We start from the raw sequence: 25,729 nt of genomic DNA, 5'->3' as shown, positions 1-25,729 counted from the left end.
GCTCCGGCGTCGCCCGCCCCACAAAGCAACAATTCAGGACACGTATCAAACTTTGAACCAAGCCTGAAGCGACAAATCTTGACGTCCTCGAACGTGGTACGTACCTTCCGCAACGGCTGTGACGCGTTCCGCGACCGAAACGGAACGCGCTTTCCCCGCACGCCCGTTGGAAGCACGTCCCGTCCTTCGAGGAGCAGACGATGCGCCGAGAGAGATCGCTTCTACCATCCGTCCTGGCCGCCCTGCTGCTCCTGCTGGGCGGCCTGATCGGCCTCGCCGGACCCGCCGAGGCCGCCGGTTCGCTGCCGTGCGACATCTACGGCGCGGCCGGCACCCCCTGCGTCGCCGCGCACAGCACCACCCGCGCCCTGTTCTCCGCCTACAACGGCCCGCTCTACCAGGTCACCCGCGTCTCCGACGGCGCCACCGCCGACATCGGCGTCCTGGCGGCGGGCGGCTACGCCGACGCGAACCGCCAGGACACCTTCTGCGGCGGCACCACCTGTCGCATCAGCAAGGTCTACGACCAGACCACCCGCCACAACGACCTCACCCCCGGCCCGGCGGGCACCGCCGGAATGGGCGCCGACCGGGGCGCCGACGCGAGCGAGATCGCGGTCACGGCGGGCGGACACAAGGTCTACGGCATCTGGATCTCCCCGGGCGTCGGCTACCGCTACACCGGGGTCGCCTCGGGCGTCGCCGTCAACGGCCAGCCGGAGGGCGCCTACATGGTGGCCAGCGGCACCCACGTCGGCTCCGCCTGCTGCTTCGACTACGGCAACGCCGAGCGCACCCCGGCCGACACCGGCAACGGCCACATGGACGCCGTCTCCATCGCCACCACCTGCTACTTCGCCCCCTGCACCGGCTCGGGACCCTGGGTCGAGGCCGACCTGGAGAACGGCATGTTCCAGGGCGACAACGGCTCCAACACCGCCAACCGGGGCAACGCCAGCACGTACGTCACCGCGATGCTGAAGAACGACGGCCAGACCAAGTACGCCCTCAAGGGCGGCGACTCCCAGTCCGGCGCCCTGACCACCTGGTGGAACGGCGGCCTGCCCACGCGCGGCGGCTACAAGCCGATGCAGCAGGAGGGCGGCATCATCCTGGGCACCGGCGGCGACAACAGCAACTGGAACATGGGCACGTTCTTCGAGGGCGTCATGACCGCCGGCTATCCGACGGACGCCGCCGACAACGCCGTCCAGGCCAATATCGTCTCGGTCGGCTACTCCGGCCAGACCAACGTGCCCAACGGCCCCCAGGGCACCATCACCGGGCCCGGCGGCAAGTGCGTGGACGTCGCCGCCGACGACACCGGGGTCAACGGCGCCGCCGTCCAGCTCTGGGACTGCCAGACCTACGCCGAGGACCAGCACTGGACGCACAACCCCGACGGCTCCCTCGGCACCATCGGCCGCTGCCTGGACATCAACGGCAACGGCACCGCCAACGGCACCAAGGTCGAACTCTGGGACTGCGACGGCGTCGGCGGGCAGAAGTGGGTCCAGCAGGCGGACGGTTCGCTGCTCAACCCGCAGTCGGGCCGCTGCCTCGACTCGCCCAGCGGCGCCACCGGCAACGGCACCCGGCTCCAGATCTACGACTGCAACGGCTCGGCCGCCCAGAAGTTCGCGGTGAACGGCGGCGCCCCGGTCGCCGGACCCGGCGGCAAGTGCGTGGACGTCGCCGCCGACGACACCGGCGTCAACGGCACCGCCGTCCAGCTCTGGGACTGCCAGACCTGGGCCGTCGACCAGCACTGGTACCACCGCGCCGACAACTCCCTGTCCACCCTGGGCCGTTGCCTGGACATCAACGGCAACGGCACCGCCAACGGCACCCAGGTCGAGCTGTGGGACTGCAACGGGGCCGGCGGGCAGAAGTGGGTCCAGCAGGCCGACGGCTCCCTGGTGAACCCGCAGTCCGGGCGCTGCCTGGACCTGCCCGACGGCACCACGGCCAACGGCAGCCGGCTGCGGATCTGGGACTGCAACGGCTCGGCCGCGCAGAAGTTCCGGCTGGGCTGAGACACGGCGCGGCCGACAGCGGGCGGGGCGGACCGGACGAGCCGGGCCGCCCCGCCGTAGCCCCGCCCTTCACCGGTTCCGGCGCCCGGCCCCCGCACACTGGTGGCCAGGTGTCGTATCCGGAGCCGAAGGGAACCCGTTCGCCCATGCACATCGATCTCACAGGACGCACCGCACTGGTCACCGGCTCGACCCAGGGCATCGGAGCCGCCATCGCCGCAGGACTCGCCCGCGCCGGGGCCCGCGTCGCCGTCAACGGGCGCGACGCCGGCCGGGTCTCCGCCGCCATCGCGACCCTCGCCGAACAGGTCCCGGACGGCGAGTTCACGGCGGCCGCCGCCGACGTCTCCACCGAGGAGGGCGCCGAACGGCTCAAGCGCGAGCTGTCGGACGTGGACATCCTCGTCAACAACCTCGGCATCTTCGGCACCGCCGACCCACTGGAGATCACCGACGAGGAGTGGCGGCGCTACTTCGAGATCAACGTCCTCGCCGCCGTCCGCCTCACCCGCCTCTACCTCCCCGGCATGACCGAGCGCGGCTGGGGACGCGTGCAGTACATCGCCAGCGACTCCGCGATCGTCATCCCCGCCGAGATGATCCAGTACGGCATGTCCAAGACCGCCCTGCTCGCGGTGAGCCGCGGCTTCGCCAAGAAGGCGGCGGGCACCGGCGTCACCGTCAACTCCGTCATCGCCGGACCCACCCACACCGGCGGCGTCGAGGACTTCGTCTACGAGCTCGTCGACCGCGACCTGCCCTGGGACGAGGCCCAGCGGGTCTTCATGCGCGAGTACCGCCCCCAGTCCCTGCTCCAGCGTCTCATCGAGCCGGAGGAGATCGCCCACATGGTCGTCTACCTCAGCTCCGACCAGGCCTCCGCCACCACGGGCGGCGCCCTGCGCGTGGACGGCGGCTACGTGGACGCGATCCTGCCGTAGTTCCACACGTGCACATGCCCTTCGACCGGGTACGCGGGCGGCGCCGGAGCCAGTGTCGAGGCGAGTCCGTACCCGCACTTGACGGCCACCCGGCAGGATGCCGTGTTGTCCGCCTGGTGCAGCAGTTCGAGCCGGGTCGGACCCGCGATCTCCTTCAGCGCCCACTCCGTCAGCGCCTCCAGCGCGCGCGGGGCCACACCCCGGCCCCGCGCGTGGGCGGCGGTCCAGTAGCCGACCTCGGCGGTGCCGTCCCCGGCGACCTTCAGGACGGCATGTCCGACCAGCCGCCCGTCCGGCTCCAGCACCGCGAAGGCGAAGCGCTCCCCGGCCTCCCACGCGCGCCGCTGCTCCCCGATCCACCGCCCGGCGTCCGCCGCGTCCGCGAGGGCCGGGAAGGTCGTCCAGCGGCGCAGCGCCGCGTCCCGCTCCAGCCGTGCGAGCGCGGGCGCGTGGCCGGGACTCCAGCGGCACAGGCGGAGGGCGGGGAACGGGGGAGCGGCCGGGGTCTCGATGATCACCGGGGAATCGTGGCACAACCGGGCCGGAATCAGGGGAAGTTGAGGAGTGCCCGCCCCGGCGGCCGCCGTGGCAGGATGCACGGGCCTGCCGCACCCCCCCGCAGAGGAGACCGCCCGTGTCCGACGCCGAGACCCAGCAGCCCGTCATCGACACCAGCAAGCCGCACGCCGCCCGGATGTACGACTGGTACCTCGGCGGCAAGGACAACTACCCGGTGGACTGGGCGGCCGCCGAGCAGGTCCAGGCGCTGTTCCCGCAGGTGCCCGAACTGGCGCGGGCCAACCGGCAGTTCATGGTGCGGGCCGCGCGCGCCCTCGCCGGGCTGGGGATACGGCAGTTCCTCGACATCGGCACCGGCATCCCGACCGACCCCAACCTCCACCAGGTCGTCCAGGCGGTCGGACCCGAGTCCAAGGTCGTCTACGTCGACAACGACCCGATCGTGCTGCGCCACGCCCAGGCCCTGCTGACCAGCGCGCCCGAGGGCCGTACCGCCTACCTCCAGGCGGACGTCCGCGAGCCCGGGAAGATCATCGAGGCCGCCCGGGAGATCCTCGACTTCGACGGGCCGGTGGCGCTCTCCATGGTCGCCCTCCTCCACCTGGTCCCCGACGAGTACGGCGCGCTCGGCCTGGTCCGCGAGCTGCTGGACCCGCTCCCTGCGGGCAGCTGCCTGGTCCTCTCCCACGCCACCGCCGACACCGACCCGGACACCTGGAACGCGGTCGCCGACGTGTACCGGCGCGGCGGCACCCCGGTGGCCGTGCGCTCCCGGGCGGAGTTCGCGGAGTTCCTCGCCGGACTGGAACTGCTGGACCCTGGCATCGCGTTCGTGAGCGACTGGCGCCCCGACGTTGCCGGACAGCGGCAGGGGGCGAGCCTGCCGCTGTACGCGGCGGTCGGCCGCAAGCCGTGACGGGCGTGTACGCGCCGGGCGGCGCCCGGTCCGGCGCGTACACGCATGGCGGGCCCACGACGAGGAAAGATGGGCTCAGAGCGTTCGATCACCCCGTCGAACACCCCTATGCGGAGGAGCGGACTCATGCCGCACGAGCGAGCCGGTGCTCTCGCCGGTCCCGAGGACCTTGTCGACGTGGCCCGGCTGGTCACCGCGTACTACGCGCTGCACCCGGACCCGGCGGACCCGGGCCAGCGGGTCGCGTTCGGGACCTCGGGCCACCGGGGCTCGTCCCTGGCGACGGCCTTCAACGAGGACCACATCGCCGCCACCAGCCAGGCCATCTGCGAGTACCGCGCCGAGCGGGGCATCGACGGGCCGCTGTTCCTCGGCGCCGACACGCACGCCCTCTCCGAGCCCGCCAAGGTCACCGCCCTGGAGGTGTTCGCCGCCAACGGTGTCACCGTCCTGATCGACAGCGAGGACGGCTACACGCCCACCCCCGCCGTCTCCCTCGCGATCCTCACCCACAACCGGGACCGCACGACGGGCCTCGCGGACGGCGTGGTCGTCACGCCCTCGCACAACCCGCCCGCCGACGGCGGCTTCAAGTACAACCCGCCGAACGGCGGTCCGGCGGGCTCGGACGCCACCTCGTGGATCCAGGACCGCGCCAACCAGATCATCGCGGGCGGCCTGAAGGACGTACGCCGTATCCCGTACGCCCACGCGCTCGCCGCCGACACCACCGGACGGTACGACTTCCTCGGCGCCTACGTCCGCGACCTGCCCAGCGTGCTGAACTTGGACGCGGTCCGGGACGCCGGGCTGCGCATCGGCGCCGACCCGCTCGGCGGGGCCTCCGTCGGCTACTGGGGGCGGATCGCCGACGAGCACGGCATCGACCTCACCGTGGTCAACCCGCACACCGACCCCACCTGGCGGTTCATGACGCTGGACTGGGACGGCAAGATCCGCATGGACTGCTCCTCGCCGTACGCGATGGCCTCGCTCATCGAGCAGCGCGACCGCTTCGCGCTGGCCACGGGCAACGACGCCGACGCCGACCGGCACGGCATCGTCACCCCGGACGCCGGTCTGATGAACCCCAACCACTACCTCGCGGTCGCCATCGGCTACCTCTACCGCCACCGCGACCAGTGGCCGCAGGCGACCGGGATCGGCAAGACCCTCGTCTCCTCCTCGATGATCGACCGGGTGGCCGGAGACCTCGGCCGCCGTCTGGTCGAAGTCCCGGTCGGCTTCAAGTGGTTCGTGGACGGGCTGCTCAGCGGTGACCTCGGCTTCGGCGGCGAGGAGTCGGCGGGCGCGTCCTTCCTGCGCCGCGACGGCTCGGTGTGGACCACCGACAAGGACGGCATCCTGCTCGCGCTGCTCGCCTCCGAGATCACCGCCGTCACCGGCCGCACCCCCTCCGCGCACTACGCGAACCTCACCGAGCGGTTCGGGGAGCCCGCCTACGCCCGCATCGACGCCCCCGCCACCCGGGAGCAGAAGGCGCTGCTGGCCAAGCTCTCCCCGGCCCAGGTCACCGCCGACACCCTCGCGGGCGAGCCGGTCACCGCCGTCCTCACCGAGGCGCCGGGCAACGGCGCCCCGATCGGCGGCATCAAGGTCACCACGGAGAACGCCTGGTTCGCGGCGCGGCCGTCCGGCACCGAGGACGTGTACAAGGTGTACGCCGAGTCCTTCCTCGGCCCCGACCATCTGGCGCGGGTGCAGGAGGAGGCGCAGGCGGTGGTGCTGGCGGCGCTCGGCGACTGAACTCCCTTTGACGGGGGCACGGTTGGGCGTTCAGCGCCTGCCGTGTCCCCGTCCGGCCGCCGCCAGGACGGCCTGCGCCATCGCCGCCTCGCCGCGCGCGTTGGGGTGCGCCGGGGCGGCGGGCGCGGCCGGCCTGAGCGGCTCGATCCAGCGGTCCTCGGGCGCCTTGCACATGTCGTGGCCGACGGTGGGACCGTAGGTGTCGACGTACTCGACCCGGTTCCAGGCCGCGACCAGCCGCAGCATCAGGTTCAGCCGCTTCTCGGTGTCCCGCAGATAACGGAAGTCACCGCTCGCGAACGGCACGGCGGGGAAACAGCCGGTGCCGTCGTCGGGCAGCAGATCCGGATACCCGACGAGCAGGACCCGCGCGTGCGGCGCCCGTGCGTGGACGGCCCGCAGCACCCGGTCGATCTTCGGCGCCGTACGCGCCACGGTCACCGCCAACTCGTCGTAACCGGCGGCGCGGTAGGACCGCTCGCAGGGATTGCCGTCCGGCTCCTGCGCGCCGAGTTTCGCGCAGGTGGAGATGATCGAGCCGAAGCCGACGTCGTTCCCGCCGATCTGCACGGTGACGAGGTCCGTGTCCCGTGTGACCGCGTCGAGTTGAGGCGGATTGGTTCCCTGTGCCTGCCACATCTCCGCCGTCGTGGCCCCCGAACAGCTCACGTCGTCGAAGTCCGCCACCCGCCTCCGCTCCGCCACCAGCGAGGGGTAGTTCTGGTCGGACCGCGCACAATTGGCGTCCACCTGACGGGGGATGAGCGGCCCGGAGGTGTAGGAGTCCCCGAGCGCCGCGTAACGGACCGGCCCGTGCCCGGGATGCGTTCCGTGCCCGGGATGCGCGGCCGCCGGCACCACCGACCCGGCGACCAGGGCACAGCCCCCCAGCACCGCCCCCAGCAGACCGAGCGGCCTGCGTGAAGTGCCCTGTCCGCGCACACGGTTCGCCATGGAGTCCTCCCGAACTGACAGACCATCACTTGCGACCGGGTCTGTATACCGCCGGGTAGGTCCGGGGGGCCAGACACGTGAACACACTTTCCGCACAGGGTGGTTGGCCGCCCTTCACCTCCCGGGGCGGCGGAGAGCCCTGTGGAACACTGCGGAAGTCCGCACGGGCCGAGGAGGAGCAGCACCCGCATGGCCGTCATCCACCGCACCACCCTGAAGCCGACCAAGGTCGAACTCCTGACGTCCTGGCTGCCCGCCCGCTCCTGGTACCAAGGCGGCTTGGGGGAGCCCCAGTTGGAGCGGACCGGCGGTTTCCGCCTCGACGACCCCGAGGGCGAGGTCGGCATCGAGTTCATGGTGGCCACCGACTCCGCGGGCCCCGAGCCGGTCGCCTACCTGGTCCCGCTCACCTATCGCGGCGCCCCGCTCCCCGGCGCCGAGCACGCCCTCGTCGGCACCACCGAGCACGGCGTCCTCGGCAAGCGCTGGGTCTACGACGGCTGCCACGACCCGGTGCTGGTCGGCGAGTTGCTGGCGCTGATCGCGGGCGATGCCCAAGCCATGGCGCAGAGCATCACCGACACCCCCGACCACGAGGTCACCCGCTCCCGCACCGGCGCGCCCCTCCCGCGCACCCCCTTCACCCCGGTGCCCGCCGAGGACGGCGACGGAACGAGTGTGCCCGTGCCGGGCGGCGCGACCCTGCGCGTCCACCGCGTGCTGCGCCCGGTCCCGGAGAACCCACCCTCCCGTCCCGGCGGCGCGGTGGGCCATGTGACGACCGGCTGGCCGGGCCCGGACGGAACCCGGCGGCGCGCGGTCTTCATGACGCTGCACGGCGCGCCGGGTTCGTGACGTCGCGCACCACGCCGGGTTCGTGACGTCGCGCACCACGCCGGCTTCGTGAGGCCGCCTCCGGCGCGGTCCACGGCACCGGCACCGGCGCGGCCTACAGCACCGGCTCCCGCGCGGCCTATGGCACTGCCTCCGGCGCAGTCCACGGCACCGCCTCCCGCCCTGCCCACAGCGCCGCGCACCCGTTGACCGCACGGCGCGCACCGGCGACCGGGGAAGCGCACGGGCGCCTCTGGCATGGACAGGTCAGATCTGTCACGCTTGCCCCGGCCGCACCCTCCTCACCGAGGGCGCACCCCGCACGGCCATCGCGCAGCCCCACCCCACGGCCGCGCCGGCGCACTCCGGCCGGACTCGGTCATCGGCAGGCCGAACCCCCGGCCTTCGCAAAGGAGTAGCGTGTTGAGACCCACCCCCCACAAGGCGCTCGGCGGGCTCGCCCTCGCCGCCCTGCTCGCCTTCTCCCTGCCCGCGGGCTCCGCCGCCGCCCGGCCCGCCGAGGCCGGCGCCGCCGCCGACTGCGCCCCGGCTCAAGTCGTCGCCAACGGCGGCTTCGAGAGCGGCACCTCCCCCTGGACCCAGTCCTCCGGCAGCCTGATCACCAGCCGCACCGGCCAGAGCGCACACGGCGGTTCGGCCTACGCCTGGCTCGGCGGCACCGGTGCCACCCGCACCGACACGCTCACCCAGAGCGTCACCGTCCCGAGCGGCTGCGGCAGCGCCACACTCAGCTTCTATCTGCACATCGACACCGCCGAGACCACCTCCTCCACCGCCTACGACAAACTGACGGTGAAGCTGGGCGGCACCACCCTCGCGAGCTACTCCAACCTCGACCACGCCACCGGCTACGTCCGCAAGACGGTCGACGTGTCCTCGTACGCGGGCCGCACCGTGGACCTCGCCTTCACCGGCACCGAGGACTCCAGCCTCAAGACCAGCTTCGTCCTCGACGACATCGCGCTCGACACCGCCGACACCACGACCCCGCCCGCCGGCGACACCGTCCGCACCCCGGCCGCCCCCGACTACACCGTCAGCCTCAGCAGCGACAGCACGGGCACCGCCTGGACCGGCCACGAGAGCGCGACCTTCACCAACGCCTCGGCCGACGCGCTCGGCGAGGTCTACCTCCGGCTGTGGGACAACTACCACGGCACCTGCTCCGCCCCGCCCGTCAAGGTCAGCAACGTCACCGGCGGCACCGCGGGCGACCTCTCCGTGGCCTGCACCGCGCTGAAGATCACGCTCCCGCAGCCGCTCGCCAAGGGCCAGTCCGCCACCATCGGCTTCGACCTCGGCATCACCGTGCCCGACGGCGCCGACCGGTTCGGCCACGACGGCGCCTTCAGCTTCATCGGCAACGCGCTGCCCGTCCTCGCGGTACGCGACGGCTCCGGCTGGCACCTGGACCCGTACACCAACAACGGCGAGTCCTTCTACTCGCTCGCCGCCGACTTCAAGGTCACCCTCGACCACCCCAGCTCCCTGCTGGTCCCCGCCACCGGCACCTCCACCGACACCCCCGGCACGAGCGGCCGTACCGTCACCACGGCCACCGCCTCCAAGGTCCGCGACTTCGCGTGGGCGGCCGGGCCGTTCAGCAAGATCTCCGGCACCTCGCCCGGCGGCGTCCCGGTGAACGTCTACTCCGTCTCCGGAATCAGCTCCTCCAGCGCCCAGTCGATGCTGAGCACCGCCAAGAGCGCCGTCGACGCCCACGCGGGCCGCTTCGGGGCGTACCCCTACGGCGAGCTCGACGCCGTCATCGACAACAACTTCTGGTTCGGCGGCATGGAGTACCCCGGCTTCGTCCTCGACCTGGTCTCCACCACCGCGCTCACCCACGAGATCGGCCACCAGTGGTGGTACGGCATCGTCGGCGACGACGAGTACACCAGCCCCTGGCTGGACGAGTCCTTCACCGACTACGCCACCGACCTCGCCCAGGGCAAGACCGGCTCCGGCTGCTGGAGCAGCGTCTCCTGGGCCTCCAGCGCCGAGAAGATCACCAACTCGATGGCCTACTGGGACGCCCACTCCTCGCGCTACTCCACCGTCGTCTACGGCTACGGCAAGTGCGCCCTGCACGACCTGCGCCGCCTCATCGGCGACACCGCCATGACCCAGCTGCTCAAGGACTACGCCACCGCCCACTGGTACGGCGTCTCCACCACCGCCGAGTTCAAGGCCGCCGCCCAGGCCGCCACGAGCACCGACCTGACCTCCTTCTGGACCCAGCACCGCATCGACGGCTGACCCGCTCCGCCCGGCCGGACACCGCCCCCGGCCGGGCACCCGCCGGGCCACCCACATGGCCCAACCCCGCACCGGCCACCCCTTCGCCCGGCCCAACCCGGCGTGCGCCCCGCCCCGATGCCGGGTCAGATGGATCTCGTGCGAAGCGACATACACCTCCTCCGTGGCCGCAGCTCACGCCTGTGCCTCACCGGCGTCCTCTCCGGCCTCCTCCTCTTCCTGTCGCCCCCCGCCGCCGTGTCCGACTCCGGGTGGCGCATCCTTCCGCGCGGCAGCGCCTACATGGGCGTGGGCGTCCGCGCCCACGAACGGGGCACCGCGTGGTCCGACGACCGTGCCCTGGCCCCCCGGGCGACCCACACCGAGGGCGTGGACGTCTCCAGCCACCAGGGCAACGTCGCCTGGAACACCCTGTGGAACGCGGGCACCCGCTGGGCCTACACCAAGGCGACGGAGGGGACGTACTACAAGAACCCCTACTTCACCCAGCAGTACAACGGCCCCTACAAGGCGGGCATGATCCGGGGCTCGTACCACTTCGCGACCCCCGACACCACGAGCGGCGCCGCCCAGGCGGACTACTTCGTCGACCACGGCGGCGGCTGGTCGGCCGACGGCCGGACGCTGCCCGGCGTGCTCGACATCGAGTGGAACCCCTACGGGGCCTCCTGCTACGGCAAGTCCAAGAGCGGCATGGTCAGCTGGGTCCGTGACTTCCTGAACCGCTACAAGGCCCGCACCGGCCGCGCCGCCGTCGTCTACACCGCCACCGCCTGGTGGACCGAGTGCACCGGCAACTACTCCGGCTTCGGTGCCAACCCCCTGTGGATCGCCCGCTACGCCTCCTCCGCGGGCACCCTCCCGGCCGGCTGGTCGGCGTACACCATGTGGCAGTACACCTCGACCGGGCCGACGGTCGGCGACCACGACAAGTTCAACGGTTCGACCACCAAGCTGCGCTCCTTCGCGACCGGCTGACCGCGCCTCACCCCTTCTCCCCGCCTCCCCGCCGACCGGCCGGACGCCGCGCGTCCCGGCCGGTCAGGGCGTTCCGGGCGTTCCCGGTGTCCCGGGTCTCCCCGGTGTCGCGGGTCTTCCCGGTGTCCCGGGCGTCCGGGGCGGCTTCGTGGCGGGCGGTCCGCGCAGGGTGCTCAGCACCGCCCAGACGACCGAGACGAACGGCACCGCCACGACCGCGCCGATGACCCCCGCCACGATGCTGCCCGCGATGACCGACACGGCCACGACCAGCGGATGCAGCCGCACCGCCCAGCTCATCACCAGCGGATGCAGCACATGGCCCTCCAGCTGGCCGATGACGACGATGAGCACCAGTACCGCGATCGCCGTGAGCGGACCCCGGGTCGCCAGGGCGACCACCGTCGCCACGCCGAGCGCCACCGGCGAGCCCACCAGCGGCACGAACGCGGCGAAGAACTCCAGGAGCGTCAGCGGCAGCGCGAGCGGCACCCGCAGCGCGAACAGCGCGATGCCGACGAGGACGGCGTTGGTGCCGGCCACGATGATGATGCCGCGCGTGTACCCGGCGAACGTCCCCCACGCCGCCCGGCCCGCGCGGTCCCACACCGTGCGCGCCCCGCGCGGCAGCAGCCGGTCGCGCACCCACTCCCACAGCCGGTCCCCGGAGTGGATGAAGAAGGCGGAGGCGAACAGCGCGAGCGCCCCGCCCGTGACCACCTCCACCACCCGCCCGAGCCCGGCCACCGCACTGCTCAGCAGGGCCGCCCGGTGCGTGGACAGATACCGCGTCACCTCCCCCTGGAGCGCGTTCAGCCGGTCCTGGCTCAGCCGGAACGGCGGACGCCGCAGCCAGTCCTCGATGCGGTGCACCCCGCCCCGGAACTCGTCGCCCAGCCGCGCCGACTCGCCCGCCACCGCGTTGCCCACGAGCGCCAGCAGCCCCAGCAGCAGACAGAGGCTGCCCACCATGGCGAGCGCGACGGCCAGCGGGCGCGGCATCCAGCGGTCCAGCAGATCCGCGGCCGGGCGCAGCACCGAGGTGATGACCAGCGCGAGGAACAGTGCCACCGCGATGAGCTGGAAGCGGCCCAGGACGCCGAAGATCCCGTAGACCGCGATACCGACCAGGATGAGCCGCCAGGCGTAGGCGGCGGCGATCCGCAGCCACGGCACCGTCAGCTCGGCCGCCGAGATCTTCGGCGCGGTGCGGGAGTGGGAGGGCAGCCGCACGGTGGGGGCGGCGGGCCTGCCGCCGGGAGCCGTGTCGGGCGCCGGGTGACCGGACCTGCCGTGCCGTCGCCACCACCACCCCGCACCGCCCACCACGCGCCCGCCTCGCCTCCGTGCCCACGGTCACATCTAGAGAAAGGTAAGGGCAAACCGGGTGAAAGGGTGCGCGTGACGCGTCCCGGTGCGTCGGTGCGGCGCCCGGCTACTCCCGCGCCGGCAGCCGGTTCCCGTACAGCCCGAGCGGGATACGCACCCGCGCGAGCGGCCCGCCCGCCGGGTCCTCGGTCGCGCAGCGCGGTCCGGTGCGTTCCGCCGTGGTGGCGCGGGGTCTGCGCGCGGAGATCGAGGTATTCCCTGCCGGCCGTCCGGCGCTCCCCCCGGGGTAAGGTCCCGGGCCATGCGCCCGGTCCACTGCCTCAGTGCCCGTGTAGAGATACGCGAACTGACCATCGATGATGTCGACGCCCCGCTCGGAGTACGGGGTCGCCGTCATCGACCGGGAGGCCGGCCGACTGTGCGGGTTCGGCCGCCTGGCCCTCGATCCGCACCAACAGCGCGCCGCCACTGTCGGCTTCGCGCTGCACCCTGATTGGTGGGGAACGGGGTACGGACTTGAGACCGGCCGGCTACTCCTGCGCTTCGGGTTCGACCACTTGGGGCTGCACCGTATCTGGGGAGCCCGGTCACCGCTCAACGTGCCGTCGGCCCGGACCATGGCGGCCGCCGGCATGGTCGAGGAGGGCGTCATCCGCGAGCACGTGCTGAAGGGGGGGAAGTGGCGCGACTCCGTGGTGCACGCGATCCTCGACCACGAGTGGGCGTCCCAGGAGGGGTAGTCTGCCCGGCCACCGAAGCGGCGACCGGACAGGAACTCGCTTACTCTTCGGGCGGCGTGTGGCCGCCAATGGGCACCTCGGCCATCGGGTCTTCCTTGCCCGCGCGGTGAGGCCGGTCGTACGCCGTGTCCGCCGTGGTCGAGCCGGGCGCCCGTCGGCCGCGCCGGTTCCGCTCGGACAGCGGCACGCCGGCCCCGACCGTGTCGGTGTTCGGTCCCGCCCGCAGCGAGTGCGTGGTGACCTTCTTCCTCTCGGTGTACGGGATGGCCAGTGCTGCCGACTGCTCGACCGGAAGGCGCGGGCAAGCCACCGGATTAGGACAACAGGGTGATTCTCGAATGAGTTTTCCACATGTTTTCCGGCCAATTCGGACCGCGTTCGGCGGAGGCGAGGGAAACGCCGAACCGGTTCTTCACGGCATCGGGAAAATGGACGAACATATCGTCGCATGGACATTTTGCTGGTCGCCAGCGCGTTCAACAGCCTCTGTCAGCGGGTCTACGCGGAACTGTCCGATCAGGGTCACACCGTGGACGTCGTCCTCGCCACCCACGGCCCCGAACCGGTCCGCGCCGCCGTCCGCGAGACGCGCCCCGAGCTGATCGTCGCGCCCATGCTGAAGAGCGCGCTCCCCGAGGACGTGTGGCGGGAACACACCTGTCTGATCGTGCACCCCGGACCCCCCGGAGACCGCGGCCCCTCCTCCCTGGACTGGGCGATCGCCGAGGACGCCACCCACTGGGGCGTGACCGTCCTCCAGGCCGAGGCCGCCATGGACGCGGGCGCCATCTGGGCCTCCGAGACCTTCACCGTGCCCGCCACCGGCAAGAGCGACCTCTACCGCAACGAGACCGCCGACGCCGCCGCGGCCGCCGTGCGCCTCGCCGTGCGCCGCTACGCCGAGGGCTCCTACAAGCCCCGCCCGCAGACCGGCGACTGGCCCACCGTGGTCTGGCGGGACTACTTCCGCCAGGACCGCCGCCGTATCGACTGGACCCACGACGACACCGCCACCGTCCTGCGCAAGCTGCGCGGCGCCGACTCCCAGCCCGGCGTCCTCGACGAACTCCTCGGCCGCGAGGTCTTCCTGCACGGCGGCCACCCCGAGGACCAACTGCATGGCCGCCCGGGCGACTTGATCGCCACGCGCAACGGCGCCGTCTGCCGCGCCACCCGCGACGGCGCTGTGTGGATCCCCGAGCTGCGCCCGCGCAAGAGCACCGGCGACCCGGCCCCCTTCCGCCGCCCCGCCGCCACCGTCCTCGCCTCCTGGGACCCCGCGTACGCGGCCGCGCTCCCCGAGTCGACCGTCCCCCTCGAACTCCCCGCCGACCGGCGCACCTGGTCCGACATCCGCTACCGGCAGCTCGGCGACACCGGCTTCCTCGGCTTCACCTTCCCCGGCGGCGCCATGAGCACCGACCAGTGCCGCCGCCTGCTCGCCGCCTACGAGTACGCCCTCGCCCGGCCCGCCCCGGTGCTCGTCCTCGGCGGCGCCCGCGACTTCTTCTCCAACGGCATCCACCTCAACGTCATCGAGGGCGCCGCCGACCCCGGCGCGGAGTCCCGGGACAACCTCGGCGCCATGGACGACCTCGTGGAGGCCGTCCTGCGCACCACCGACCGGCTGGTGGTCGCCGCGCTCGCCGGGAACGCGGCCGCCGGGGGCGCGATGCTCGCCCTCGCCGCCGACGAGGTGTGGTGCCGCACCGGCGCCGTCCTGAACCCGCACTACCGGCGGATGGGTCTGTACGGCTCCGAGTACTGGACCTACAGCCTGCCCCGCCGCGCCGGCGAGGTCACCGCGCACCGACTGACCACCGAGGCCCTCCCGGTCAGCGCCGAACACGCCGCCCGGCTCGGCCTCGTGGACCGGCTCGTGCCCACCGGAGCCGGAGAGTTCGCCGCCGCCGTCGAGACCATGGCCACCGGACTCGCCGCGAGCCCCGGACTCGCCGCCCGCATCACCGCCAAGGCCGCCGCCCGCCGCGCCGACGAGGAACGCCGACCGCTCGCGGAGTACCGGCGCGACGAACTCGCCCGGATGCACGCCCTCTTCGACGACCCCACCGCGCCCTACCACGCGCTGCGCTCCGCCTTCGTCCGCAAACAGCCCTCGGCCTCCGTACGGCCGCTCTCCGCCGAGGGGCTGTCGTGAACGGGGGCACCGAACGGCTCCTCGTGGCCGGAGTCGGCAACATCTTCCTCGGCGACGACGCCTTCGGCCCCGAGGTGATCCGCGCCCTGGAGGAACGGCCGCTGCCCGCCGGGGTCACCGTCCGGGACTTCGGCATCCGGGGCATGGACCTCGCCTACACCCTGCTCGACGGCTGCGCGACCGCCGTCCTGGTCGACACCGCGCAGCGCGGGCACCCGCCCGGCACCCTCTCCCTGATCGAGGCCGACCCCCCGGACACCACCACCGTGCCCGAGGCCCACGGCATGGACCCGCAGAAGGTGCTCGCCCTCGCCGCCCACCTCGGCGACGAACCCCTGCCCCGCGTCCTCGTCCTCGCCTGCGAGCCCGCCGTGCTGCCGCGCGGCGACGAGGACATCGCCCCCGGCCTCAGCGACCCCGTGCGCGAGGCCGTCGGACGGGCCGCCGACGCCCTGCACGTCCTCGTGCCCGTCCTGCTGGCCGACCCGGCCGCACCCGCGCCCCCGTTGGGCCGCCCGATGGAATCCGGGCCCCCGCACGCGGCTGCGCTGCCCGCCCTCGCGGCCGACGGCGCCGAAGATCGGTGACAGCCCGGGCCGTGCCCGACACGGCCCGGCGACCGTTCTTCCCGCCACCCGAGGAGCTGCGCCATGTGCGAGGCCGATCTCAGACAGGCCGTCCTGGCCAAGAACGACGACCTCGCCGCGCGGCTGCGCGACGACCTCGCCCGGCAGGGCGTCACCGTCGTCAACCTGCTCTCCAGCCCCGGCAGCGGCAAGACCGAACTCCTCGGCCGCGTCCTCGCCCGCGCCGTCGAGCGCGGCATTCCCGTGGCCGCCCTCACCGCCGACCTCGCCACCGAGAACGACGCCGTACGCCTCGCCCGCTCCGGCGCGCCCGTACAGCAGCTCCTCACCGACGGGCTGTGCCATCTGGAGGCCGCCCAGGTCCGCGACCGGCTCACCGGCTGGCTCCCGCCGGACACCCGCGCGCTCTTCGTCGAGAACGTCGGCAACCTCGTCTGCCCCGCCTCCTACGACCTCGGCGAGACGCTGCGCATCGCCCTGATGGCCGTCACCGAGGGCGAGGACAAGCCGCTGAAGTACCCCACCGCCTTCGGCTCCGCCCACCTCGTCGTCATCACCAAGACCGACCTCGCGGAGCCGGCCGGCTTCGACGAGGACGCCTTCCGCGCGAACGTCCACCGGGTCAACCCGGGGGTGGAGATCCTCCGCTCGTGCGCCCGGAGCGGGGACGGGGTGGACGCACTCCTCGAGTACGTGCTGTCGGCGCCGGACGCGGTGCTCCACCGGCCGCCCCTCGCCCCCGGGCCGCACGGACACGGACACGGGCACAGCCATGGTCCCGTCGGGGGGCACGGCCACAGTCACGGTCCCGACGCGGCGCACAGCCACGACCCCGGTGTGGCCCACAGCCACGGCCCCGCCACCGCCGCCGCGCCCCGTTCATGACCGCCCCGGCGACCGGTACGGTGCGCCGGCGCCTCACCGTGCGCGGCACGGTGCAGGGCGTCGGCTTCCGGCCCCATGTGCACCGGCTCGCCGACGGCCTCGCGCTCGCCGGGTACGTGAGCAACACCGGCGACGGGGTCGTCATCGAGGTGGAGGGCCCCGAGGACGGGGTCGGCCGGTTCTGCGCCCTGCTGGCCGAACAGCCGCCGCCGCTCGCCCGGGTGACCGCCATCGGGCACGAGGACCTGCCCGCCACCGGGATCACCGGACCGTTCACCATCCGCCCCACCGACGCCTCCGAGGGCCGTACCCAGCTCCCGCCCGACACCGCGACCTGCGCCGACTGCCTGCGCGAACTGGCCGACCCCGCCGACCGCCGCCACCGGCACCCGTTCCTCACCTGCACCCACTGCGGCCCCCGCTTCACCATCGCCACCGCGATGCCCTACGACCGCGCCGCCACCACCATGGCCGGCTTCCCGATGTGCCCGGCCTGCGCCCGCGAGTACGGCGACCCCGCCGACCGCCGCTTCCACGCCCAGCCCGTCGCCTGCCCCGGCTGCGGCCCCGAAGCGACCCTGCTCCCCGCCCCCGGCACCCCGGTCCGCCCCGCGCGCGGCGCCGACGCCCTGGCCGGGGCACGCCAGCTGCTCGGCGCGGGCCGGATCGTCGCCGTCAAGGGCGTCGGCGGCTACCACCTGGCCTGCGACGCCACCGACGCCGACGCCGTCGCGACCCTGCGCCGCCGCAAGGAGCGCGGCGGCAAGGCGTTCGCGGTCATGTGCGCCGACCTCGCCACCGCCGAGCGCCTCGCGGTGCTGTCCGACGCCGAACGCGCCGCGCTCACCGGCCCGTCGCGTCCGATCGTCCTGCTGCGCGCGCGGACCCCGGGCGACGGGAGCCGCGACGGACTCCGCCTCGCCGCCGAAGTGTGCCCCGGCAGCCCGCACATCGGCGTCCTGCTGCCCTACACCCCGGTCCACACCCTGCTGTTCGGGCTCCCCGGCGATCCCCCAGGACCCCGCGTCCTGGTCATGACCAGCGGCAACCGCTCCGGCGAGCCCCTCGTCACCGACGACGCCGAGGCGCTGATCCGGCTCGCCGGACTCGCCGACGCCTGGCTCACCCACGACCGGCCCATCGCCTCGCCCTGCGACGACTCCCTGGTCCGGGTACGTGCCGACGGCACCACCCAGGTCCTGCGCCGCTCCCGCGGATACGTACCCCGCCCGCTGACCCTCCCGGTGCCCGTGCGGCCCGCGCTCGCGGTCGGCGGCGACCTGAAGAACGCCCTGTGCCTCGGGGAGGGCGACCAGGCGTGGTTCGGCCCGCACATCGGGGACATGGGCGACCTGGCCACCCTGGAGGCCGCCCGCCGCGCCGAGACCCACCTCGCGACCCTCACCGGTGTCGTCCCGGGACGCGTCGCCGCCGACCGGCACCCCGGCTACCACTCCACCGCCTGGGCCCGCCGCCGCGCCACCGAGGCGGGGCTGCCCGACCCCGTCCTGGTCCAGCACCACCACGCCCACATCGCCTCCGCCATGGCCGAACACGGCCTCGACGGCACCACCCCCGTCATCGGCGTCGCCTTCGACGGCACCGGGTACGGCGACGACGGCACCGTGTGGGGCGGCGAGATCCTGCTCGCCGACTACAGCGGGCACCGCCGCCTGGCCCACCTCGCCCCGGCCCCGCTGCCCGGCGGCGACGCGGGCGTGGCCAACCCGTGCCGCCTGGCGCTGGCCCGGCTGTGGGCGGCGGGCCTTGAGTGGACGCCGGACCTGCCGAGCGTCATGGCCTGCGCACCGGACGAACTCGCGGTACTGAGACAGCAGTTGACCCGGCAGGTGAACTGCGTGCCGACCTCCAGCATGGGCCGTCTCTTCGACGCCGCGTCCTCGCTCGTCGGCGCCTGCCACCGCGCGGGCCACGAGGCACAGGCCGCCCTGGAACTGGAGGCGCTCGCGGCCAGGGCCCGGGACGCGGACCCGGTGGCGTACCCCTTCGGACTCACGGAGCATCCGCCGGACGGCTGGCGGATGGACCCCGCGCCCCTGCTCCGGGCCCTGGTCGAGGACGTGCGCCGGGGTGTTCCGGCCCCCGTCATGGCGGCCCGCTTCCACCGGGGCGTGGCCCGCGCGGTCGCCGAGGTGTGCCGTCGCGTCCGTACCGCCACCGGACTGACCACCACGGCCCTCACCGGCGGTGTCTTCGCCAACGCCCTGCTGGAGGAGGAGAGCGCCGCCCTGCTGACGGCGGACGGGTTCACCGTCCTGCGCCACGGCGAGGTGCCGCCCGGCGACGGCGGACTGGCGCTCGGACAGCTCATGGTCGCCGCGCACACGGCACGGCCATGACGAGCCCGCTGACCCGCGGCTCGGCACACGACGACGAGACGGAGTGACCCATGTGTCTTGCAGTGCCCGGCAAGGTCGTGGCCATCGACGATGGCGCCGACCCGCGCACCGGGCTGATCGACTTCGGCGGGGTCCAGAAGCAGGCCTGTCTGGAGTACCTGCCCGACGTCCAGGTGGGGGAGTACGTCATCGTCCACGTCGGCTTCGCCCTCCAGAAGCTGGATGAGGAGTCCGCCCGGGCCTCGCTCGAACTCTTCGAGCAACTCGGCCTGCTGGAGGAGGAGTTCGGCGACGCCTGGGAGCAGGCGGAGCGGCAGGGAAGCGGGAGCGAGAACCGGTGAAGTACATCGAGGAGTTCAACGACCCGGCGCTGGCCCGCCGTCTGCTGGACGAGATCCGCGCCACCGTCACCCGTCCCTGGGCCCTGATGGAGGTCTGCGGCGGCCAGACCCACTCCATCATCCGGCATGGCATCGACCAACTGCTGCCGGAAGAAGTGGAGTTGATCCACGGACCCGGCTGTCCCGTGTGCGTCACCCCGCTCGACGTCATCGACAAGGCGCTCGCCATCGCGGCCCGCCCGGACGTGATCTTCTGCTCCTTCGGCGACATGCTCCGCGTGCCCGGCACCGACCGCGACCTGTTCCGGGTCAAGGGCGAGGGCGGCGACGTACGCGTGGTCTACTCCCCGCTCGACGCGCTCGGCCTCGCGCGCCGCAACCCCGGCCGCCAAGTGGTGTTCTTCGCCATCGGATTCGAGACCACCGCGCCCGCCAACGCCATGGCCGTCCACCAGGCCCGCCGCCTCGGTCTGGACAACTTCAGCCTGCTGGTCTCCCACGTCCGCGTCCCCCCGGCCGTCGAGGCGATCATGACCGCCCCCGAGTGCCGGGTGCAGGGCTTCCTCGCCGCCGGGCACGTGTGCAGCGTGATGGGCACCGGGGAGTACCCGGAGCTGGCCGCACGGCACAAGGTGCCCATGGTCGTCACCGGCTTCGAACCCCTCGACATCCTGGAGGGCATCCGGCGCGCCGTCCACCAGCTGGAGCGCGGCGAGCACCGGGTGGAGAACGCCTACGCCCGCGCCGTGCGCGAGGAGGGCAACCCCGCCGCCCGGCGCATGATCGAGGACGTCTTCGCGGTCACCGACCGCAACTGGCGCGGCATCGGCCGCATCCCGGCCAGCGGCTGGCGCCTGTCCGAGGCGTACCGCGCGTACGACGCCGAGCACCGCTTCGACGTCACCGGCATCCGCACCGAGGAACCCGCCGTCTGCCGGGCCGGAGAGGTGCTCCAGGGACTCATCAAGCCCACCGAGTGCGAGGCCTTCGGCACCGCCTGCACCCCGCGCACCCCGCTCGGCGCCACCATGGTCTCCAGCGAGGGCGCCTGCGCCGCGTACTACCTGTACCGGCGGATGGCCGGCGCCCCGGTATCGCCCGGCTCGCGCATCCCCCGAGAGGAGATGAACCCCGTTGGCTGACCTCGCCGCGGAAACACCCGTCGATCCCGCCAACTGGTCCTGCCCCGCCCCGCTGCGTGACCAGGGCGTCGTCGTCATGGGCCACGGCGGGGGCGGCGCCCTCTCCGCCGAGCTGATGGAGCAGGTCTTCGCCCCGGCCTACGGCAACCCCCTGCTGGCCGCGCTCACCGACTCCGCCGTCCTCCGACTCGGCGGCGCCCGGCTCGCGTTCTCCACCGACTCCTATGTGGTGCGCCCGCTGTTCTTCCCCGGCGGCTGTCTCGGCGACCTCGCGGTCAACGGCACCGTCAACGACCTCGCGATGAGCGGGGCCCAACCCGCTTATCTGTCCACGGCGTTCGTCCTGGAGGAGGGCGTCCCGCTCGACGTCGTCGCCCGGATCGCCCGCGCGGTCGGCACCGCCGCCGAGGCGGCCGGGGTCACCGTCGCCACCGGCGACACCAAGGTGGTCGAGTCCGGACACGGCGACGGCGTCTACGTCACCACCGCGGGCGTCGGCCTCGTCCCCGACGGCGTCGACATCCGCCCGCAGCGCGCCCGCCCCGGCGACGCGGTGATCGTCAGCGGCCCTATCGGGCTGCACGGGGTCGCCGTGATGAGCGTGCGCGAGGGCCTGGAGTTCGGCGTCGAGATCGCCTCCGACACCGCGCCGCTCGCCGGGCTCGTCGCCGCCATGCTCGACGTCACCCCGGACCTGCACGTCCTGCGCGACCCCACCCGGGGCGGCCTCGGCGCCGCCGTCAACGAGATCGCCCGCGCCTCCGGCACCGGCGTACGGCTCACCGAGCGGGCCGTACCCGTACCCGACGAGGTGGCCAACGCCTGCGGTTTCCTCGGCCTCGACCCGTTCTACGTCGCCAACGAGGGCAGGCTCGTCGCCTTCGTGCCCCGCGAGCACGCCGACGCCGTACTCGCCGCGATGCGCGCCCACCCGCAGGGCGCCGGGGCCGCGCTGATCGGGGAGTGCGTCGCCGAACACCCCGGCATGGTCACCGTCGCCACGGGACTCGGCGGCACCCGGGTGCTCGACCTGCCGCTCGGGGAGCAGCTGCCGCGCATCTGCTGAGCCGGCACACACGAAGCATCTGCTGAGCCGGCACATACGAGGAGAGGGGCCCGCCGGGCAAGGCGGGCCCCTCTCCATGGACGGCCTCTCAGGGCACCGGTTCCACCGCCGTGATCTCCAGCTCCCGCCCGCTGCGCAGGTCCTGCGAGGGCCGGTCGCAGCGCGGGCACCAGAAGAACGGCGGCATGCCCACCGCGAACTCCTCGGTGCACGACCCGCACCAGGCCACCGCGGTCACCTGCTCCACCACGAGCCGGGCCGAGGCGAGGGGGGTGCCGTCACGCGCCACCTCGAAGGCGAAGTGCAGCGCGTCCGGCACCACCCCGGCCAGTTCACCGACCCGGACCGTCACCGAGGAGACGTCCCCGCCTCCGTCGGCGCGGGCGATCTCCCCGGCGCGTTCCACGATCGCGGTCGCGATCGACAGTTCGTGCACGGCGGACTCACGGGTACCGGCGGCCGGCGCCCAGGCCCCCGGTCATCCGGTAGATCTTGAGTTCCCGCACCATGCCGGGGACCTCCTTGACGAGGAGGAGCAGCGTCAGCCCCGCCAGCAGGGCGGCCTGTGCGATCAGCACCTGCCGTCCCGAGATCAGGGGCCGCGACGGCTCTTCCGCTCCGACGTGCTTCATGGCACTCACTTCCTGCTCTCTCTCATCCCGGGGGAATGTTCGGCATGACGTCCAGCAGCGCGTCGTGCCGCTTGGAGCGGACACCGGTGGAGCGGCGCGCGTCGGCGGTGCCGTCCTTGTGATGTCCGGGCTGCTCCTGACAGGGGCCCTCGTTGCCCTGGTGCAGTCCCGGCACATGCGTCGGCGTGTCCGGTTTGACCTGCGGGCGGCCCACTCTGATCTTGCCCATGACGGTCTCCTCTCTGGGCTTCACGAACGCTCGGTCAGCTCCGTGAAGAACCGTTCGACGGCCGGCCAGACCCGGCCGCCGCCGGACAGCCCCCGCCACTCCTCGCGGACCAGGGCGACCATCCGGAAGCAGTCGTCGAGCGGCACGATCCAGTGTTCCTCGTGTCCGCGCACCGTGTTGATCAGCAGCGCCTCCACGTCGGGCGTCATACCGGCCAGCCGCGGAACCGACGCGGCGAGCCCCCGCCAGGCGGCCGCGTCGATCTCCCAGCGCATCGCCCCGGCCGGGCTCGGCCCCTCGGCCGTCACCGAGCCGTCGGAGCGGGGCACGAAGAACACCAGACCCACCGGCACACCCAGGACCGCCGTGTCCACCGGCGCGAGCCGCACCCGGCGGCGGGGCACGAGCCGGTAGCGGCCCCCGCCCGCGCCGTCGTCGGCGAACAGCACCGAGCAGGGGCCGCACACACAGCGCAGCCCGTCGGCCTCCGCCTCGTACAGATGCGCGTGCGCCTCGGCGACGGGCGCCGCGCACAGCTCGCACGCCTCGGCCGCCGCCGTACGCCCCGCCGCCGCGCCGGAGCGGACGACCCGGGCCAGCGCCCCGCTCACCGCGCTCCCTGGGCCGCGCCCCGGAGGGTGAGCGTGGCCAGCGGGACGAACGCGGGCGGCGAGGTCCGCTCGGGCGTGACCGCCTCCACCCGGGTCAGCTCCGGCGCGGCGGCCAGCACCGCCGCCCGGACCACCTCGGCGACGTCCGTCGTGTCCGAGCCGCACCCGGCGCCGCAGCCACCGCCGCCCGGGTCCACCCGGACCCGCGCGACGCCGCCCTCGACGCCCTCCCACTCCAGGTCGCCGCCGCGCTTGCGCACGGCGGGCCGCAGCCGCTCCACGGCTCGCGCGGCCCGCCGCTCCGGCGGCTCGGGGTGGACGCCGTGCAGCACCAGCAGATGGGCCAGCAGCTCGTCCCCGGCCAGGGCCTCGCGCAGCGCGCCGTCCGCGTGGTCCAGGACGCGGGCCAGCGCCTCGCCGTAGACCTCGGTCAGCAGTCCCACCGCGCCCAGCGCCTCGCGGGCGGTGGCGCCGGAGTCGGCCTCCAGCTCGCCCAGCACCTCGTCGAGGTGCGCCAGGCGCGCCTCCACCGCCGGGTCGTCGAGGCGGCGGGCATCCTCAGCCATGGTTCGCCCCGTAGGTGGGCGAGTGCACGACGTCCAGCGTCTTGCCCTTGCCCATGTACATGTGCACGCCGCACGGCAGACAGGGGTCGAAGCTGCGCACGGTGCGCATGATGTCGACGCCCTTGAAGTCGTCGGGGCCGTTCTCCTCGAAGATCGGCTGGCCCTGCACCGCGTCCTCGTACGGGCCCGGCGTGCCGTAGATGTCGCGGGGGCTCGCGTTCCACGGGGTCGGCGGGTACGGGTGGTAGTTGGCGATCTTCTTGTCCTTGATCACCAGGTGGTGCGAGAGGACCCCGCGCACGGCCTCGTGGAAGCCGCAGCCGATCGCCTCGTCCGGGACCTCGAAGTCCTGGAACACCTGGGTCTCGCCCGCGCGCATCAGCTCCATGGACTCCTCCAGGAACTGCAGCGCCATGGCGGCCGCGTACGCCACGAAGTACGGCCGCGCGCGGTCGCGTTCGATGGTGTTGCTCCACTTCGGGATCGACCACTCCAGCGTGGTCTCCGGAAGCGACTCGCCCTTGGGGAGCTGGATGCGCACCTTGCCGTTGGACGCCTTGACGTACCGCGTGTCGACCAGGCCGCTCAGCGCCGTCGACCACAGGCGCGCGAGCGGGCCGCCGCCGGTGTCGAGCGCGAGGTGCTTGTCGGTCTCCTTGTGGTACCAGCGCGGGCTCATCACCCAGCTGTAGTTGCCGTCGAACTCCCGCTTCTGCGGCACCGGGACGGTCGTCTGGTTCCACGGGTGCCGCATGTCGACCGGGTTGCCCAGCGGGTCGTGGGTGACGAAGGGCTGCTCGTTGACCCAGTCGTCGTAGTACGAACTGCCCAGCATGATGCGGATGTTGAGGTTGATGTCGATCAGGTCGTTGGTGACCAGCTTGCCGTCGACGATGACGCCCGGGGTGACGTACATCGCCTTGCCCCACTCGTTCATCGACGCGTAGCGGTAGTCGACGACCGCCGGGTCCTGCCAGGCGCCCCAGCAGCCGAGCAGGATGCGCCGCCGGCCGACCTCCTCGTAGCCCGGCAGGGCCTCGTAGAAGAAGTCGAAGACGTCGTCGTTCATGGCGACGGCCTTCTTGATGAAGTCGATGATGTGCATCAGCCGGCTGAGGTAGTCCGTGAAGATGCTGGGCTGCGGCATCGTGCCCACGCCGCCCGGGTAGAGCGTGGAGGGGTGGACGTGCCGGCCCTCCATGAGGCAGAACATCTCCCGGGTGACGCGGCTGACGCGCAGCGCCTCCTTGTAGACCTCGCCCTCGAAGGGGTTGAAGGCCTTCATGATGTCGGCGATGGTCCTGAAGCCGTGGATCTCCCCGCGCGGGGCGTCCGTGCGCTCGGCGCGGGCCAGCAGACCGGGGTTGGTGGCCTTGACCATGGCCTCGCAGAAGTCCACGAAGACCAGGTTGTCCTGGAAGATCGTGTGGTCGAACATGTACTCGGCGGCCTCGCCGAGGTTGGTGATGTGCTCCGCCATCGGCGGCGGCTTGATGCCGTACGCCATCTGCTGGGCGTAGTTGGAGCACGTGGTGTGGTTGTCGCCGCAGATCCCGCAGATGCGCGAGGTGATGAACCCGGCGTCGCGCGGGTCCTTCCCCTTCATGAACACCGAGTAGCCGCGGAACAGCGACGAGGTGCTGTGGCACTCGGCGACTTCCCGGTTGGCGAAGTCGATCTTCGTGTAGATGCCCAGGTTGCCGATGATCCGGGTAATCGGATCCCACGACATGTCCACGAGCTGGGCCGGTTTGCGTCCCGTCGGCCGGGATTCGGTGGTCGTCATCTGCGGTACTGCCCTCGCTGTCGGAGTTCGGCGGGTGGTGGGGGTGGGGGTGGGGGTCGGGTCACGGTCCCG

At 73.0% G+C, this 25,729-nt stretch carries 25 protein-coding genes; 15 read left to right on the top strand and 10 right to left on the bottom strand.

The window, feature by feature from the left end:
- Window positions 1-200 precede the first annotated feature (200 nt).
- Window positions 201-2,036, top strand: coding sequence for an arabinofuranosidase catalytic domain-containing protein (locus AB0898_RS21755; protein ID WP_366804589.1), 1,836 nt, complete (start codon window positions 201-203; stop codon window positions 2,034-2,036).
- 146 nt (window positions 2,037-2,182) lie between these two features.
- Entirely contained in the window at window positions 2,183-2,977 is a 795-nt protein-coding gene (locus AB0898_RS21750; protein ID WP_366804588.1) for an SDR family oxidoreductase, read from the top strand.
- Here AB0898_RS21750 and AB0898_RS21745 read toward each other — a convergent pair.
- The gene (locus AB0898_RS21745; protein ID WP_407078377.1) at window positions 2,953-3,495 is read right to left on the bottom strand and encodes a GNAT family N-acetyltransferase; all 543 of its coding nucleotides are present in this window, start codon (window positions 3,493-3,495) and stop codon (window positions 2,953-2,955) included. The two genes, AB0898_RS21750 and AB0898_RS21745, sit on opposite strands and share 25 nt — an antisense overlap.
- A gap of 176 nt (window positions 3,496-3,671) precedes the next feature.
- Between AB0898_RS21745 and AB0898_RS21740 the strand changes: the two genes are divergently transcribed.
- A complete protein-coding gene (locus AB0898_RS21740; RefSeq protein WP_407078381.1) occupies window positions 3,672-4,412 on the top strand; it encodes an SAM-dependent methyltransferase in 741 nt (246 codons plus the stop codon).
- A gap of 126 nt (window positions 4,413-4,538) precedes the next feature.
- Window positions 4,539-6,179 carry a phosphoglucomutase (alpha-D-glucose-1,6-bisphosphate-dependent) gene (gene pgm, locus AB0898_RS21735; RefSeq protein WP_366804586.1) on the top strand — a complete coding sequence of 547 codons (1,641 nt, stop codon included), beginning with the start codon at window positions 4,539-4,541 and terminating at the stop codon, window positions 6,177-6,179.
- A gap of 30 nt (window positions 6,180-6,209) precedes the next feature.
- Here the strand turns inward: pgm and AB0898_RS21730 are convergent, their stop codons facing one another.
- On the bottom strand, window positions 6,210-7,133 hold the full coding sequence (locus tag AB0898_RS21730; protein ID WP_366804585.1) for an SGNH/GDSL hydrolase family protein: 924 nt from the start codon (window positions 7,131-7,133) through the stop codon (window positions 6,210-6,212).
- 189 nt (window positions 7,134-7,322) lie between these two features.
- Here AB0898_RS21730 and AB0898_RS21725 point away from each other — a divergent pair, with 189 nt between their 5' ends.
- From AB0898_RS21725 to AB0898_RS21715, 3 genes are all read left to right on the top strand, one after another.
- A complete protein-coding gene (locus AB0898_RS21725; RefSeq protein ID WP_366804584.1) occupies window positions 7,323-7,988 on the top strand; it encodes a maltokinase N-terminal cap-like domain-containing protein in 666 nt (221 codons plus the stop codon).
- Between the two features lie 402 nt (window positions 7,989-8,390).
- Window positions 8,391-10,247 (top strand): M1 family aminopeptidase, encoded by a 1,857-nt coding sequence (locus tag AB0898_RS21720; protein WP_366804583.1) that lies wholly within the window; start codon window positions 8,391-8,393, stop codon window positions 10,245-10,247.
- Window positions 10,248-10,376: 129 nt separating this feature from the next.
- Window positions 10,377-11,225, top strand: coding sequence for a lysozyme (locus AB0898_RS21715; protein ID WP_366804582.1), 849 nt, complete (start codon window positions 10,377-10,379; stop codon window positions 11,223-11,225).
- A 63-nt stretch (window positions 11,226-11,288) separates the two neighbouring features.
- On the opposite strand, the gene AB0898_RS21710 is transcribed toward AB0898_RS21715, so the two are convergent.
- Window positions 11,289-12,551 carry an AI-2E family transporter gene (locus AB0898_RS21710; protein WP_407078380.1) on the bottom strand — a complete coding sequence of 421 codons (1,263 nt, stop codon included), beginning with the start codon at window positions 12,549-12,551 and terminating at the stop codon, window positions 11,289-11,291.
- Window positions 12,552-12,913: 362 nt separating this feature from the next.
- On the opposite strand from AB0898_RS21710, the gene AB0898_RS21705 reads away from it, so the two are divergent.
- On the top strand, window positions 12,914-13,294 hold the full coding sequence (locus AB0898_RS21705; protein WP_366804581.1) for a GNAT family protein: 381 nt from the start codon (window positions 12,914-12,916) through the stop codon (window positions 13,292-13,294).
- Window positions 13,295-13,334: 40 nt separating this feature from the next.
- On the opposite strand, the gene AB0898_RS21700 is transcribed toward AB0898_RS21705, so the two are convergent.
- On the bottom strand, window positions 13,335-13,604 hold the full coding sequence (locus tag AB0898_RS21700; protein ID WP_366804580.1) for a hypothetical protein: 270 nt from the start codon (window positions 13,602-13,604) through the stop codon (window positions 13,335-13,337).
- A gap of 138 nt (window positions 13,605-13,742) precedes the next feature.
- On the opposite strand from AB0898_RS21700, the gene AB0898_RS21695 reads away from it, so the two are divergent.
- The 7 genes from AB0898_RS21695 (at window position 13,743) to hypE (ending at window position 21,833) form a co-directional block, all read left to right on the top strand.
- Window positions 13,743-15,452, top strand: a complete 1,710-nt coding sequence (locus AB0898_RS21695) for an enoyl-CoA hydratase-related protein (protein ID WP_366804579.1) — start codon at window positions 13,743-13,745, stop codon at window positions 15,450-15,452.
- The gene (locus AB0898_RS21690; protein WP_366804578.1) at window positions 15,449-16,039 is read left to right on the top strand and encodes a hydrogenase maturation protease; all 591 of its coding nucleotides are present in this window, start codon (window positions 15,449-15,451) and stop codon (window positions 16,037-16,039) included. The genes AB0898_RS21695 and AB0898_RS21690 overlap by 4 nt, the downstream gene beginning before the upstream one ends.
- 63 nt (window positions 16,040-16,102) lie before the next feature.
- Complete coding sequence (gene hypB, locus AB0898_RS21685; protein ID WP_366804577.1) at window positions 16,103-16,924, top strand: hydrogenase nickel incorporation protein HypB; 822 nt, start codon at window positions 16,103-16,105, stop codon at window positions 16,922-16,924.
- A complete protein-coding gene (hypF, locus tag AB0898_RS21680; RefSeq protein ID WP_366804576.1) occupies window positions 16,921-19,284 on the top strand; it encodes a carbamoyltransferase HypF in 2,364 nt (787 codons plus the stop codon). Before hypB ends, hypF begins: the two co-directional genes overlap by 4 nt.
- A gap of 50 nt (window positions 19,285-19,334) precedes the next feature.
- Window positions 19,335-19,625 carry a HypC/HybG/HupF family hydrogenase formation chaperone gene (locus AB0898_RS21675; RefSeq protein ID WP_026249096.1) on the top strand — a complete coding sequence of 97 codons (291 nt, stop codon included), beginning with the start codon at window positions 19,335-19,337 and terminating at the stop codon, window positions 19,623-19,625.
- Window positions 19,622-20,767 (top strand): hydrogenase formation protein HypD, encoded by a 1,146-nt coding sequence (gene hypD, locus AB0898_RS21670; RefSeq protein WP_366804575.1) that lies wholly within the window; start codon window positions 19,622-19,624, stop codon window positions 20,765-20,767. Before AB0898_RS21675 ends, hypD begins: the two co-directional genes overlap by 4 nt.
- A gap of 76 nt (window positions 20,768-20,843) precedes the next feature.
- A complete protein-coding gene (hypE, locus tag AB0898_RS21665; RefSeq protein ID WP_407078379.1) occupies window positions 20,844-21,833 on the top strand; it encodes a hydrogenase expression/formation protein HypE in 990 nt (329 codons plus the stop codon).
- A gap of 88 nt (window positions 21,834-21,921) precedes the next feature.
- Here the strand turns inward: hypE and hypA are convergent, their stop codons facing one another.
- Genes hypA through AB0898_RS21635 form a run of 6 tightly spaced genes read right to left on the bottom strand, consistent with a single transcriptional unit; the run spans window position 21,922 to window position 25,657 of the window.
- Window positions 21,922-22,269, bottom strand: a complete 348-nt coding sequence (hypA, locus tag AB0898_RS21660) for a hydrogenase maturation nickel metallochaperone HypA (protein WP_366804573.1) — start codon at window positions 22,267-22,269, stop codon at window positions 21,922-21,924.
- Between the two features lie 7 nt (window positions 22,270-22,276).
- Entirely contained in the window at window positions 22,277-22,465 is a 189-nt protein-coding gene (locus AB0898_RS21655; protein ID WP_366804572.1) for a hypothetical protein, read from the bottom strand.
- A gap of 22 nt (window positions 22,466-22,487) precedes the next feature.
- Entirely contained in the window at window positions 22,488-22,694 is a 207-nt protein-coding gene (locus AB0898_RS21650; protein WP_366804571.1) for a hypothetical protein, read from the bottom strand.
- 20 nt (window positions 22,695-22,714) lie between these two features.
- On the bottom strand, window positions 22,715-23,305 hold the full coding sequence (locus AB0898_RS21645; RefSeq protein ID WP_366804570.1) for a DUF5947 family protein: 591 nt from the start codon (window positions 23,303-23,305) through the stop codon (window positions 22,715-22,717).
- Window positions 23,302-23,871, bottom strand: coding sequence for a NifU family protein (locus AB0898_RS21640; protein WP_366804569.1), 570 nt, complete (start codon window positions 23,869-23,871; stop codon window positions 23,302-23,304). Before AB0898_RS21640 ends, AB0898_RS21645 begins: the two co-directional genes overlap by 4 nt.
- Window positions 23,864-25,657, bottom strand: coding sequence for a nickel-dependent hydrogenase large subunit (locus tag AB0898_RS21635; protein WP_366804568.1), 1,794 nt, complete (start codon window positions 25,655-25,657; stop codon window positions 23,864-23,866). The genes AB0898_RS21640 and AB0898_RS21635 overlap by 8 nt, the downstream gene beginning before the upstream one ends.
- Between the last annotated feature and the right edge of the window lie 72 nt (window positions 25,658-25,729).

Source organism: Streptomyces sp. NPDC005435, assembly GCF_040703155.1.
Lineage (GTDB): Bacteria > Actinomycetota > Actinomycetes > Streptomycetales > Streptomycetaceae > Streptomyces.
Note: the sequence above shows the minus strand (reverse complement) of the source record. Positions and strands in the feature narration are given on the sequence as shown.